11 protein-coding genes are annotated in these 12,948 nt (G+C 72.6%); 5 read left to right on the forward strand and 6 right to left on the reverse strand.

The window, feature by feature from the left end:
• Positions 1-145: 145 nt before the first annotated feature.
• From hflX to miaA, 3 genes are read right to left on the reverse strand one after another with little or no spacing between them, the layout of a single operon-like run.
• Positions 146-1,540, reverse strand: coding sequence for a GTPase HflX (gene hflX / locus A6Q81_RS15585; RefSeq protein ID WP_253021861.1), 1,395 nt, complete (start codon positions 1,538-1,540; stop codon positions 146-148).
• Positions 1,541-1,569: 29 nt separating this feature from the next.
• Positions 1,570-2,406: a diaminopimelate epimerase gene (gene dapF, locus A6Q81_RS15590; RefSeq protein ID WP_067856897.1), complete on the reverse strand. Its 837-nt coding sequence runs from the start codon at positions 2,404-2,406 to the stop codon at positions 1,570-1,572.
• 10 nt (positions 2,407-2,416) lie between these two features.
• The gene (miaA, locus tag A6Q81_RS15595) at positions 2,417-3,358 is read right to left on the reverse strand and encodes a tRNA (adenosine(37)-N6)-dimethylallyltransferase MiaA (protein WP_286691025.1); all 942 of its coding nucleotides are present in this window, start codon (positions 3,356-3,358) and stop codon (positions 2,417-2,419) included.
• A 64-nt stretch (positions 3,359-3,422) separates the two neighbouring features.
• Here miaA and A6Q81_RS15600 point away from each other — a divergent pair, with 64 nt between their 5' ends.
• Complete coding sequence (locus A6Q81_RS15600; RefSeq protein ID WP_067856891.1) at positions 3,423-3,674, forward strand: antitoxin; 252 nt, start codon at positions 3,423-3,425, stop codon at positions 3,672-3,674.
• Between the two features lie 18 nt (positions 3,675-3,692).
• Here A6Q81_RS15600 and A6Q81_RS15605 read toward each other — a convergent pair whose 3' ends face one another.
• Positions 3,693-4,361, reverse strand: a complete 669-nt coding sequence (locus tag A6Q81_RS15605; protein WP_286691026.1) for a class III extradiol ring-cleavage dioxygenase family protein — start codon at positions 4,359-4,361, stop codon at positions 3,693-3,695.
• Between the two features lie 121 nt (positions 4,362-4,482).
• Between A6Q81_RS15605 and A6Q81_RS15610 the strand changes: the two genes are divergently transcribed.
• Positions 4,483-5,052: a hypothetical protein gene (locus A6Q81_RS15610; protein WP_286691027.1), complete on the forward strand. Its 570-nt coding sequence runs from the start codon at positions 4,483-4,485 to the stop codon at positions 5,050-5,052.
• Between the two features lie 15 nt (positions 5,053-5,067).
• Here the strand turns inward: A6Q81_RS15610 and A6Q81_RS15615 are convergent, their stop codons facing one another.
• Both A6Q81_RS15615 and A6Q81_RS15620 read right to left on the reverse strand, forming a co-directional pair.
• A complete protein-coding gene (locus tag A6Q81_RS15615) occupies positions 5,068-5,643 on the reverse strand; it encodes an HhH-GPD-type base excision DNA repair protein (RefSeq protein ID WP_067856884.1) in 576 nt (191 codons plus the stop codon).
• 54 nt (positions 5,644-5,697) lie between these two features.
• Entirely contained in the window at positions 5,698-6,363 is a 666-nt protein-coding gene (locus A6Q81_RS15620; RefSeq protein ID WP_286691028.1) for a TetR/AcrR family transcriptional regulator, read from the reverse strand.
• Positions 6,364-6,413: 50 nt separating this feature from the next.
• Here A6Q81_RS15620 and A6Q81_RS15625 point away from each other — a divergent pair, with 50 nt between their 5' ends.
• The 3 genes from A6Q81_RS15625 to A6Q81_RS15635 all read left to right on the forward strand — a co-directional run bounded on the left by A6Q81_RS15625 (position 6,414) and on the right by A6Q81_RS15635 (position 12,922).
• Positions 6,414-9,299 (forward strand): MMPL family transporter, encoded by a 2,886-nt coding sequence (locus A6Q81_RS15625; RefSeq protein WP_286691029.1) that lies wholly within the window; start codon positions 6,414-6,416, stop codon positions 9,297-9,299.
• Positions 9,299-11,377, forward strand: coding sequence for a YhgE/Pip domain-containing protein (locus A6Q81_RS15630; RefSeq protein ID WP_286691030.1), 2,079 nt, complete (start codon positions 9,299-9,301; stop codon positions 11,375-11,377). Before A6Q81_RS15625 ends, A6Q81_RS15630 begins: the two co-directional genes overlap by 1 nt.
• 177 nt (positions 11,378-11,554) lie before the next feature.
• The gene (locus tag A6Q81_RS15635) at positions 11,555-12,922 is read left to right on the forward strand and encodes an aminotransferase class I/II-fold pyridoxal phosphate-dependent enzyme (protein WP_286691031.1); all 1,368 of its coding nucleotides are present in this window, start codon (positions 11,555-11,557) and stop codon (positions 12,920-12,922) included.
• Positions 12,923-12,948 lie beyond the last annotated feature (26 nt).

Raw genomic sequence — 12,948 nt, forward strand, 5'->3', positions numbered from 1 at the left:
CACCCGGCAATGGATCAGCGCGGGCCAGCCCCCAGCGTGAGCGTGGAGTGGTCTCGATACACCTCCCCTCGCTGGCGCTCGTGGAGGCACTCGACCAGCAAAACCCTCCGCTACTCGACCAGCGGACGCACCGCTGGGCGCGTGATCAGAGGGCGTTGAGCTGGTGGGCGAGGTCGTCGGAGACGCGGGCGACGAGGTGGGTGCCGTCGGACTCGTGCGCCAGCTCCTCGATCTCGCCGGTCTCGTGCACCTGGTTGAGGAGGTCACCGCGCTCGTAGGGCACCACGACCTCGACGCGCACCGCGGGTCGGGGCAGGTCGGCCTCGATGGCGGCGAGCAGCTCGTCGACGCCCTCGCCCGTACGGGCGCTGACGACGACGGCGTGCGGCTCGCGGGCGAGCAGCTGCTTGACCTCGAGCGGGTCGGCGGCGTCGGCCTTGTTGAGGACGATGATCTCCGGCACGTGCAGCGCCTCGATCTCGGCGAACACCTCGCGCACGGCCGCGATCTGGCCGGCGGGGTCGGGGTGCGAGGCGTCGACGACGTGGAGCACGAGGTCGGCCTCGGCCACCTCCTCCAGCGTGGAGCGGAACGCCTCGACCAGCTGGTGCGGCAGGTGTCGCACGAAGCCGACGGTGTCGGACATCGTGAACACGCGTCCGTCGCTCGTCTGCGTCTTGCGCGTCGTGGGGTCGAGGGTCGCGAACAGCGCGTCCTCCACCAGCACGCCCGCGCCGGTCAGCCGGTTGAGCAGGCTCGACTTGCCGGCGTTGGTGTAGCCGGCGATGACGACAGCCGGGACCTCGTTGCGCCGACGCCGCGCCTTCTTGATGTCGCGGGTGGTGCGCAGCGCCGTGAGCTCTCGACGCAGCTTCGCCATGCGGGACTGGATGCGACGACGGTCGGTCTCGAGCTTCGTCTCACCAGGACCACGACCACCGATGCCCTCGCCGCCGGCAGCGCGTCCACCGGCCTGGCGCGAGAGGTTGCCGCCCCATCCGCGCAGACGCTGGGTCTGGTACTGCAGCTGGGCGAGCTCGACCTGCGCCTTGCCCTCCGCCGACTTCGCGTGCTGCGCGAAGATGTCGAGGATCAGCGCCGTCCGGTCGACGACCTTGACCTTGGTGCGGTCCTCCAGGTTGCGCAGCTGGCTGGGCGCCAGCTCGCCGTCGCAGATGATCGTGTCGGCGCCGGTGGCCTGCACCGCCGCGGTGAGCTCCTCGACCTTGCCGCTGCCGATGAAGGTGGCGGGGTCGGGCCGTTGACGGCGCTGGAGCAGCGCGTCGAGGACGTCGGAGCCCGCGGTCTCGGCGAGCAGCTTCAGCTCGGCGAGGGAGTTCTCGGCGTCCTCCGCACTGCCCTCGGTCCACACGCCGACCAGCACGACCCGCTCGAGCCGCAGCTGGCGGTACTCGACCTCGGTGATGTCCTCGAGCTCGGTGCGCAGCCCGGCGACGCGCCGCAGCGACTGACGCTCGGCGAGCTCGAGTCCGTCGTGCGCGCCCTCCAGGTCGCGGTCGACCACGGGGTCGATGCCCAGCCTGCTGGCGACGTTCGTGTCGGACTCGCTCACGCGATCCACTCCATCTCTCCGGTGGCGACGATGCGGGCCGGTCCCGCGAGGACGACCCGGGTGGGCTCGACCGTGATGTTCAGGGTGCCGCCGGGGACGTCGACACGGTACGTCGTGGAGCCGGCGGCGTCGAGGGCGTGGTCGGCGAGCGCGGTAGCGATCCCGACGGCGCACGCGCCGGTGCCGCACGACCGGGTCTCGCCGGAGCCGCGCTCGTGGACGCGCATGGCGACGTGGTGGTCGGCGACCCGCTCGACGAACTCGACGTTGACGCCGTCGGGGTAGGTCGCGGTGTCGTAGCTGGGCGCCCGCAGCAGGGTGCCTGCGTCGGCGAGGGTGTCGACGAAGGTGACGGCGTGGGGGTTGCCCGTGCGCACGTCCTGCGCCTCCCACACGCGACCGTCGACCTCGACCTTCGACGTGCCGCGCACGTCGTAGCCGCCCATGTCGACGCTGAGCTGGTCGCCGTCGACGGTGACCACCTTGTCGCCGTCGCGGGTGCCGACGACCACGGGCGCGTCGGCCGGCACGAGGCCGGCGTCGATCAGGTGTCGGGCGAACACGCGGACGCCGTTGCCGCACATCTCGCTGACGGAGCCGTCGGCGTTGCGGTAGTCCATGAACCACTCCCCGGCGCTGGCGGCCGCCTCGGGCACGTCGAGCGCGGCCGAGCGCACCACGCGGAGCACGCCGTCGGCACCGAGGCCCGTGCGTCGGGCGCAGAGCGCCGCCACGAACGCAGGGTCGAGGTCGCCGTGCACCGTGCCGTCGTGGTCGGGGAGCAGGACGAAGTCGTTCTCGGTGCCGTGCCCCTTGAGCCAGGGGAAAGTCATACGTTCCAGTCTACGTCCGAGGGCCCGACGGAACCGGGTCGTCGCCGCGCACCGCGCGGAGCGCCTGCTCGAGGACGTCGTCGGCGTCGTGCGGCAGCCACACGACCCGCGGGTCCTGGTGGAACATCCGGTCCTGACGCCGGGCGAACGCACGCGTGCCGCGCACGGTCTCGGCGCGCGCCTCGGCGTCGCTCAGGTCGCCGTCGAGCAGCGCGAGCACCTGCTGGTAGCCGATGGAGCGCGACGCGGTGGGCGAGTCGGCCAGTCCGTGGTCGAGCAGGTCTCGCACCTCTTGGACCAGGCCCGCGTCCCACATGGCGTCGACGCGTCGGACGATGCGTTCGTCGAGCACGGGACGCGGGACGTCGAGGCCGAGCAGGACCACGTCGGGGTAGATCGACCGGTAAGGCGGGAGCGTGGCGACGAACGGCTCCCCCGTGATCTCCGTGACTTCCAGCGCCCGGACGAGGCGACGGCCGTTGCTGGGCAGCACATGCTCGGCGGCGTCGGGCGCGACCCGCCGCAGCTCCGCGTGCAGGGCCTCCGGCCCCTCCGTCTCGAGCCGGCGCTGGTACTTCTCGCGCACCCGCGGCACGGTGCCCGGGAACACGAAGTCGTCGACGACGGCCCGCACGTAGAGCGACGACCCGCCGACGAGGATCGGCGTGACGACGCGACGCAGGCAGTCCTCGACGGCGGCGCGGGCGTCGCGCTGGAAGGCGGCCACCGACGTGGCCTGGTCGACGTCGAGCACGTCGAGCAGGTGGTGCGGCACGCCACGCCGTTCCTCGGGCGTGACCTTCGCGCTGCCGACGTCCATGCCGCGGAACAGCTGCACGGCGTCGGCGTTGACGACCTCTCCGCCCAGCGCGAGGGCGAGGTCGACGGCGAGCGCCGACTTGCCCGACGCGGTCGGGCCGACGACGACCACGAGGCGTTCGGCACTGCTCACCTGGGGAGTCTCTCGTACGCTCGAGGCACACACGACCGCTCCCCCGCGACCGAGGAGAGATTCGATGGGCTTCCTGGACAAGCTGAAGAAGAACGCACCCGAGCTGAAGGCGAAGGCCTCCGAGCTGGCGCGCACGCAGAACGCGAAGATCGACCAGGGCATCGACAAGGCCGCCGGGCTGGCCGACAAGGCCACGAAGGGCAAGTACACGCAGAAGATCGACGGTGCCGCGGGCAAGGCGAAGGACGCCGCCGACAAGCTCGCCGAGGACGACCGTCGCGGCCCGGGCGGCACCGCGGGTCCTGCGCGCCCCTGACCCAGGTGGCGGTGGCGCTCAGCCCACCTGCCAGGACGCCACGAACCAGCCGACGCCGAACGGCGCCTCGTCGAGCGACAACTGCGCGCTGACGCGTGCGTGGTCGCGGTGCACCCGTGCGGCGACGGCGTCGCCCGCGACCCGCAGGGTCGTCGCACCCTGGCACCAGAGGTCGGCTGCGAGGGCGAGGTCGATGCCGCCGAGCGCATCGGGGTCGCCGTCGGCGAGGGCCGACGCGATCGCGGCGTCGAACGCGTCGGCGCGCCCGTCGAGGTGCCCGGGCGCCTTCTCGGTGCGGGTGGCGCTGCCGTCGGCCATGACGAGAACGGCGACGTCGTCGTCGAGGTCTGCCGCGTCGAGGGTCGCCGCGTAGCGTCGCGGTCCGTCCCAGCCGACGCTGTCGAGCAGCCAGGCGCCGACGGTGTGGGCGAGCCCTAGCGTGGTGCCACCCGCTGCACCGGCGGCGAGAGCGATGCCGTGCGGCTGCAGCGAGCCGCCGACCGTCTCGTCCGCGGGCAGGTCGTCGCCGTCGGGGCCGAGCACGACGACGACGCGCGGAGCACTCGCCACGAGGTCGCGCATCGCGTCGAGCGAGGCGTCGCGCAACGCCCCCGCCTCCTCGACGTCGCCGACGAGGGACCCGGCCGGTAGCACAGGCGGGTGGGAGCAGAAGGCCAGACGCGTCACGGGGCGAGCGTAGGCGGGACCTCGCGGGCCCGCTGGTCGAGCCCTTCGGCGCTCGGCGAGGACTGACGCCACGGCCCCCGCTCGAGCCGCCGCGCCGGTCGTCGCGTGGCACGATGACGACGTGCCTTCCTACCTCCCAGACGAGGACGTCTGGCGCTACGCACCGGCGCCCGTGGCGCGGGGGTGGCGGCGTCTGGCCGTCGTCGGTCCGCTCGTGGCGGTGCTCGTCGCGGTCGGGGCGGTGGGGGTGGCGCTGCAGGCGAGGTCCCAGGACACGCGCGGCACGTTGGACGACCCGCGCGTGACCCGCATGGTCGCGCAGGCCTGCGGCATCATGACGTCGGCCGTGGCGCAGGTACGGGTCGACGGTCCGGCGCGGCTGCGCGGCGCCCAGCTGGCCGACCAGAACCTCGAGGTGCGGCGGATGATCGACCGCGTGCGCACGCTGTCGCCGGCCGTGCGCCGAGCCGACCGTCCGCTGGAGGCCTGGCTCACCGACTGGGAGACGCTCCTCGCCGCCCGCGAGCAGTACGCCCGTCAGGTCTCGGGCGGCTTCCGCGGCGACTTCCGACCGCCGACCGCGGCCGACGGCAGCGGGCTGGAGCAGCGCATGGACCGCGCGGCCCAGGGCACCTGCCAGGTGCCGGCGACGCTCGTCGACCCGTTCGCGTACCAGGACGTCAGCGTCTGACGCGCCCGACGTACGTCAGGACCGACCGGACTCGGCCTTCGCCTTCGCTTTCGCCGCCTTCTTGAAGTCGCGGACCTTCTTGAGCGAGTCGGCGTCGACGACGTCGGCGACCGACCGGTAGCCCTTCTTGCTGTAGTCGCCGGAGACGGTGGTCCAGCCGCGCGGCTTCACGTCGAGCTGCTTGGCGAGCAGGGCGACGAAGATCTTGGCCTTCTGCTCGCCGTACCCGGGCAGTGCGGTGAGCCGCGCGAACAGCGCCTCGCCGGACTTCGCGTCCGTCCAGATGCGGGAGGCGTCGCCGTCGTACTCCTCCACCACGACCTGCGCGAGGGCCTGCACCCGTCCGGCCATGGACCGTCCGTACCGGTGGATCGCCGGCGGGGTCGCACAGAGGTCGGCGAAGGCGTCGGGCTCGGCCGTCGCGATCGCGGCCGGGTCGAGCGTGCCGAACCGGTCGAGGATCTTCGCCGGGCCGCGGAACGCGTGCTCCATCGGGTACTGCTGGTCGAGCAGCATGCCGACGAGGAGGGCGAACGGGTCGGCGCTGAGCACCTGGTCGGCGGCGGGGTCCTGGGCGATCTGGATGGCCATGGAACCATCCTGCCGCACCGGCGCGGGGCAGGGTCGTCGAGCGCGCCGCGCGACTCAGGCGGGCTGGGTGAAGGAGAGCAGCATCCGCGGCAGGGCGACGCGCATGGCCTCGACGTCGACAGGACGGTCGTCGACCAGGGAACCGAGGACCAGGGCGTCCCACGTGCCCATGAGGATCGTGCACACCTCACGGACGTCGAGGGTGAGCCGCAGGTCGAACGCGGCCAGGGCGGAGGTGAGCACATCGCCGATGCCGTCGAGCACGGCGTTCCACCAGCCGACGAACACGTCGCCGCCCACGTCTCCGCGCAGGCCCCTCAGCTGCATCTCGAGGTGGAGCTGGAAGTCGTCGCGGTCCGGGGGCTGCAGCAGCAGGAACCGTTCGAGGATGACGCCGGCGGCCTCCTCCGCCCCGAGGCCGTCGAGGGTGGTGAGGTCGGCCGCCTCCTTCAGCATGGCCAGGACGCGCTCCCGCTCCCGCTCCGTCAGGGCCACCACGAGCTCGTCCTTCGACGTGAAGTTGGAGTAGAAGGCGCCGCGCGTGAAGCCGGCCTCCTCGCACAGCCGCTCGACGGACACCCCCTGCAGCCCCTCGCGCACCAACAGGGACCGGGCAGCGTCGAGCAGGCGCTCGCGGGTGGCGGCCCGGCGGCGCGAGACCGCGTCGGCGGGCGCGGACTCGTCGGGGCGGCCGGCGACGGCGTCAGGCGTGGTGGACACGACATCAGGATACATTGATGTATTCAATACAGAACCGTATCGTGATGGACATGTCGTCCTCCCTGTACGAGCTCGGACGCCGGTGCTTCCTGCGGCCCGGTCGCGTCCTCCTCGCCTGGTTCCTGGTCGCGCTGATCGGCGCCGGTGCCGCGCTCGCGCTCGGCGACGGGACGCGCGACGAGTTCGACGTCCCCGGCACCGAGGCCAACGACGCCTTCGTCGACCTCGGCCGCACCTTCCCGGAGCTGTCGGGCCTCACCGCCTACGCCGTGGTGGTGGCCCCCGACGGCACGTCGATCGAGTCGCCCACGTCGAAGGCACTCGTCGGTCGCACGGTCGCCGCCCTCGAGCGGGTCGACGGCGTCACCTCCGTGACCTCCCCCTACGACGAGCTGGCACGAGCCGCCTCGATCTCGCGCGACGACCGCGCCGCCCAGATCCAGGTCTCCCTCGCCGGCGACCTCGGCGGGGTGACCGAGCGTCTGAAGAGCGACCTCCAGCAGACCGGCACCAGCCTCGACGACGCCGGCTACACGGTCGCGTTCGGCGGTGACGCCTTCTCCAACACGGGGCCGAAGCTCTCGATCATCGAGGTGATCGGTGTCGTCGTGGCGCTCGTCGTGCTCTACCGGATGTTCCGGTCGTGGCGTGCGGCCTTCCTGCCCATCATCACCGCCCTCGTCGGCGTGGTGGTGACGATGGAGCTGCTGTGGACCGCCACCGGCTTCCTGACGATCAGCTCGACCGCCCCGCTCCTGGCCCTCATGATCGGGCTGGCGGTGGGGATCGACTACGCGCTGTTCATCGTCTCGCGGCACCGCGAGCTCATGGCCGACGGCATCCCGGCCGACGAGGCCGTCGGGCGCGCCGTCGCGACGGCCGGATCCGCCGTGGTCTTCGCGGGCGTCACGGTGATGATCGCGCTGGTCGGCCTGTTCGTCGCCGGCATCCCCTTCCTCACCGTCATGGGCATCAGCGGCGCCGTCTCGGTGGCCGTGGCCGTCGCCGTGGCGCTGACCCTGCTGCCGGCCCTGCTCGGCCGGGCCGGCGACCGCCTGCAGCCCACGGCGAAGGAGAAGCCCGCTGGCGGCTTCTCGCGACGCTGGGTGCGCCTGACCACCCGCTTCCCGGCGGTCGCGATGGTCGTCGTGGTCGGTGTGCTCGCCGTCGGGACCCTGCCGGTGAAGGACCTGCAGCTCGCCCTCCCCGACAACGGCAGCGCGCCGACCGGCAGCACGCAGCGCGAGGCCTACGACCTCGTCGACCAGCACCTCGGCCCCGGCTACAACGGACCGCTGCTCGTCAAGCTCGACGTGATCACCTCCAACGACCCGCTCGGCGTCGTCGACGACGTCGAGCGCGACCTGCGGGCGACGAAGGGCGTGGAGACCATCGGTCTCGCCACCCCGAACCGCTCCGCCGACACCGCCGTCATCCAGGTGATCCCGACGACGGGTCCCGCGTCGCCCCAGACCGCCGACCTCGTGCAGCGGATCCGGGCCGAGGCGCCCCGCTGGGAGCAGGAGCACGGCGTGGACGTGTCGGTCACGGGGCTGACCGCCGTCGGCATCGACGTGTCCGAGCGCCTCCAGGACGCCCTCCTGCCCTTCGGCCTGCTCGTCGTGGGCCTGTCGGTGCTGCTGCTCATGGTGGTCTTCCGCTCCCTGCTCATCCCCCTCAAGGCGACGCTCGGGTTCCTGCTCTCCACGGGTGCTGCGTTCGGTGCCGTCGTCGCGGTGTTCCAGTGGGGCTGGCTCGCCGACCTCGTGCACCTGCAGGACACCGGACCGCTCATCTCCTTCCTGCCGATCCTGCTCATGGCCGTGCTGTTCGGCCTGTCGATGGATTACGAGGTGTTCCTGGTCTCGCGCATGAAGGAGGAGTACGTGCGCACCGGCGACCCCGACGAGGCGATCGTCGAGGGCTTCGTCGGCAGCTCGCGGGTCGTCACCGCAGCGGCGGTGATCATGCTCGCGGTCTTCGCGGCGTTCGTCCCCGAGGGCGACGAGAACATCAAGCCGATCGCCTTCGCGCTCGCCGTGGGGGTGTTCGCCGACGCGTTCCTCGTGCGGATGCTGTTCGTGCCGTCCGTCATGCGCTTCGCCGGTCACCGATCGTGGTGGCTCCCCCGCTGGCTGGCCACGCGCCTGCCCCATGTCGACGTCGAGGGCGAGGCGCTGCACCGCCGGGTCGAGCTCGAGACCTGGCCGCGTCCGCACTCGACCGCTGCCGTCTCCGCCGCCGGGCTCACGCTCGCGACGCCGGAGGGCATCGTCTACAACGACGTCACCACGGAGCTGCCGGCCGGCGAGTGGCTCGTGGTCCACGGGCCGAGCGGCAGCGGCAAGACCGCGCTGCTGCTCACGTTCGCCGGGCGCATGGCCTTCGACGAGGGACGGCTGCGCGTGGCCGGCCACCTCCTCCCGCAGGAGGCGCGCGACGTCCGCCGCAAGGTCTCGCTCGCGGAGTTCCGCGACGTCAACGACCTCGACCCGAACCTCACCGTCGACCAGCACGTCGCCGAGCGGCTGTCGATCCGCACCCTCGGCCTGTGGGTCTCGCGGTCGAAGGTCGCGCCCGTGCGTGGGCTGATGAACCAGGCCCTCGAGGCGGCCCACGTCGAGCACGGGCTGCCGTTCACCGACGTCGAGGGCTCGACACTCGTCTCCGACCTCTCGCGCCTGGAGCGCAAGACGCTGGGGATCGTGCTCGGCCTGCTGGCCCGACCGGAGGTGCTCGTCGTCGACGACGCCGACGACCTGCGCGCCACCGAGCACGTCGACCTGCTCTGGTCGACCCTCGCGCACCTGCTGGAGGACCGGCCGACCGCGCTCGTCGCGAGCGTGCAGTCGGCCACCTCTGCCCCCGCCCCGTCCCCGCGGCTCCACCTGCTGGAGCTCGACACCCGACGCACTCTCGATGAGCTGATGATCTGATGCTGCCCACCCCCTCCCTCCCCTGGTTCGAGCTCGCGCGGTTCCGTCGCAGCCGGCTCACCCGCCTGGCCGTGCTCGCCGTCGCGATCGTCCCGCTCTTCTACGGCGCGCTGTACATCTGGGCCAACATCGACCCGACCGGTCGGCTCGACCACGTGAAGGCCGCCGTCGTCAACGAGGACCAGATGGTCGAGGTCGCCGGCCGTGACGGCGAGAAGCAGCCCGTGGCCGTCGGCCGTCAGCTCGCCGCGAACCTCGTCGGCAACGACGACCGCAACAACTACGACTGGGTCCTCACCGACCCCTCCGACGCCCGCAGCGGTCTGGCCGACGGTCGCTACAAGGCGGTCCTCACGATCCCGCGCGACCTGTCGAAGGCGGCGACGTCGACGAGCGGCGACCCCGACGCGGCGGTCCAGGGCCGGCTCGACCTGAAGACGAACGACGCCGTCAACTTCGTGAACGGCCAGATCGCCGACCGCATCCTCGAGGCCGCGAAGTCGTCGCTGAACGCCCAGGTCACGCGCACCTACCTCGACAACCTCTACCTCGGCTTCACCGACATCAAGAGCTCCCTGGAGGAGGCGGCCGACGGCGCGGGCACGCTCGCCGACGGCGCCGGCCGGCTCGGCACCGGAGCCGACCAGCTGGCCGACGGCACCCGTCAGCTCAGCAGCGGTGCGGCGACGCTCGCCGACGGGAACCGGCAGCTCGCGGGCGGTGCGGAGCGGCTCGACGCCGGCGCCGGACAGCTCGCGAACGGTCTCGACCAGCTGCAGGAGCGCACCGCTCCCCTGCCCGGGCAGACCCGCCAGCTCGCCGACGGGGCGGAGCAGGTCGCGGGAGGCGTGGCGCAGCTCGACGCCGTCGTCCAACGCGTGGTGGGCGGCATCAACGGCAGCACCGGCCAGGTCCAACAACAGCTGCAGACCCTGGAGACGTCGCTGCGCGACGCCGCGCAGCGGTGCCGCGCCGACGGCGTCCCTGCGGCCACGTGCGCGAACCTCGACGCCGGCGCCGACGCCGCCGCGGCGGCCCGCACGCAGGTCGGCACCGTGACCGGGCGCGCCGACGAGATCGGACGGCAGTCGGCGCGCCTGAACGACGGGGCGCAGCGCGTCGCCGCCGGCAACCGCCAGCTCGCCGACAACGTCCCGACCCTCGTCGGGGCGATCGGCCAGGCCTCCGACGGCGCCGACCAGCTGCAGTCCGGCACGTCTCAGCTGGCCACCGGCGCGCGCGAGGCGGCCGGTGGTGCAGATCGGCTCGCGAGCGGAGCCAGCCGTCTGACCGACGGTGCCGACCAGCTCAGCGACGGCGCAGGCGCGTTGCGCGACGGCGCACTGCGACTGCAGGACGGCCTGACCGACGGCAGCGAGCAGGTGCCCGACTACACGAAGGACCAGCGCGAGAAGCTCGCCAAGACCGCGGCCACCCCGGTCACCGACGCCGCCGACCGGCTCAACGCCGTCGCGTCCTACGGCGAGGGCCTCGCGCCGTACTTCATGGCGCTCGCGCTGTGGGTGGGCGCCATGTCGATCTACCTCCTGCTGCGCCCGGTCTCCGCGCGCGCGATCGCCTCGACGACGAGCGCTGTACGCACGGCGCTGGCCGGGTTCGTGCCCGGAGCTGCGTTGTCGGTCGTGCAGGCCGTGCTGCTGGTCGGCGTGCTGCTCGGGATCGTCGGCGTCGACGCCTCGCAACCTGGCCTGCTGCTCGGTCTGGCGCTGCTCACCGGGCTGGTGTTCACGGCCATCAACCAGACCTTCATCGCCTGGTTCGGCGGGGCTGGACGCTTCCTGGCGATCGTGTTCGTCTGCCTGCAGCTGACCGCTGCGGGCGGGACCTACCCGATCGAGACCTCACCGTCGTTCTTCGGCTTCCTCCACGCGCTGCTCCCCATGACGTACGCCGTGCACGGGCTCCGCGCGGCGACGGCGGGCGGCACCACGGGTGTCGCGTTCGACGTCTTCGTGCTGGTCGTGTTCGCCGTGGGTGCCCTCGCCCTCACCGCGCTGGCGGCGAAGCGTCGCGAGCGCGTGACGATGACCGCCCTGCACCCGACGCTGCAGGTCTGACGGGTACCAGCCCCGACCGCCGCACCAGGCGCGTGACGGGTGGCACTCATGGTCCTCTCACGAGATCCTCACGGAATCTTGATGCTCTTCTGTGGCGTCCTGAACGGCGTTCACCTCGGTCCGGGCGCACCCTGGAGGAGCAGCCCCATCGGGGGGCCATGACCGTGGAGGAATGCCATGTGGACCACTGCGCAGCGCCGTCGCCTGACCGAGACCCCGTACGCGGACGCCCTCGACCGACATGCCGGGGCCGGCATCGCCTCGTTCCACGCGCTGCCCATCGGTTCGCTCGCCCACGCGCCCGACGGCGACGACTCCGCACTCGCTGAGCGCACCCGCCGGCTCTTCGGGAGCTACCTGGCGACCGAGCTGACCCTCGGCTCGCCCGAGCTCGACTCCTTCTTCCGCGCCCACCGCCAGCTGGCGCGGTCGCGGCGGCTGACGGCCGAGGCTTTCGGCGCCGACGACACCCAGTACGTGACCACGGGCACGACGGGCGCCAACCAGGTGGCGCTGGAGGCGCTGCGCGTCGCCGGCGCCAGGGTGCTCGTCGACCGCTCGGTGCACCAGTCCATCCACTTCGCCCTCGACCGCCTCGGCGCCGACGTCCTGTACGCACCGACGTCGCCGACGGACACCGAGCACGGCGTCATCACCGCGCTGCGCGAGGCGAAGGCCGCCGGGGTGGAGGTCGACGTCGTGGTCGTCGGGGTGTCCGCCTACGACGGGTCCCTGGTGCAGATGCGTCGCTTCCTGGGCGCGCTGCAGGAGCTGACCGCCGAGTCGGGCTGCCGGGTGCTCGTCGACGAGGCCTGGACGGCGATCCACGCGTTCCACCCGTGGCTGCGGCGGCTCACCGCCATCCACGCGATCCGCGAGACGCTCGCGGAGCACCCCGACTGGCCGGCGTCGTTCCTCGTGACGCACTCGACCCACAAGTCGATGCTCGCACTGAGGCAGGGCTCGTACCTGCACGTCATCGGGCCGGACACGCTCAAGGCCACCGTGCGCGCGGCGCTGTACCGCGTCCACACCACGAGCCCGTCGCTGCCGGTGCTCGCGAGCCTCGACATCGCGCGCGCCCACGCCGTCGCCGAGGGGACCGCCCTCGTCGAGCGAGCCCTCGCGCAGGCCGACCGGCTCAGGGAGCTCGCGCGCCGGGTCCCGTGGCTGGCCGAGCACCGGCCGGTGGCCACCACGAGCGCGTACCTCGCGGACCCGATGAAGGTGCACCTCGACCTCGGGACGCCCGAGCGCGCCCAGGAGGTGCGCGCAGCCCTGTTCGACGAGTACGGCATCTTCGTCTCGCGGCAGGACGGCTCGACGCTGCTGTTCACGATGCACGTCGGCGTGACCCCGGAGCAGGTCGACCTGCTGGTCGAGGCGTTGGAGAGCGTGTGCTGCCTCGATGCCCCGGAGTGCTCCTGCGGCGACGAGCGGTACATCATCGCCTACCCGCCGGGAATCCCCCTGCAGGTGCCGGGCGAGCAGCTGGCGGCACCACCGTCGCGCCGGGCGGGCGAGGAGCTGTACTCGACCTTCTGACCTGCCTGCCCTGCCGCCCGCGGCCC

This window comes from Aeromicrobium sp. REDSEA-S38_B2 (assembly GCF_001628525.1).
Taxonomy (GTDB): Bacteria; Actinomycetota; Actinomycetes; order Propionibacteriales; family Nocardioidaceae; genus Aeromicrobium; species Aeromicrobium erythreum.

Excerpts from the sequence above, each read along its gene's own strand:
- A6Q81_RS15615 (WP_067856884.1), bottom strand. The coding sequence starts at position 5,643 with ATGGCCATCCAGATCGCCCAGGACCCCGCCGCCGACCAGGTGCTCAGC.
- A6Q81_RS15630 (WP_286691030.1), top strand. The coding sequence starts at position 9,299 with ATGCTGCCCACCCCCTCCCTCCCCTGGTTCGAGCTCGCGCGGTTCCGT.
- A6Q81_RS15600 (WP_067856891.1), top strand. The coding sequence starts at position 3,423 with ATGGGCTTCCTGGACAAGCTGAAGAAGAACGCACCCGAGCTGAAGGCG.
- A6Q81_RS15625 (WP_286691029.1), top strand. The coding sequence starts at position 6,414 with ATGTCGTCCTCCCTGTACGAGCTCGGACGCCGGTGCTTCCTGCGGCCC.
- dapF (WP_067856897.1), bottom strand. The coding sequence starts at position 2,406 with ATGACTTTCCCCTGGCTCAAGGGGCACGGCACCGAGAACGACTTCGTC.
- A6Q81_RS15635 (WP_286691031.1), top strand. The coding sequence starts at position 11,555 with ATGTGGACCACTGCGCAGCGCCGTCGCCTGACCGAGACCCCGTACGCG.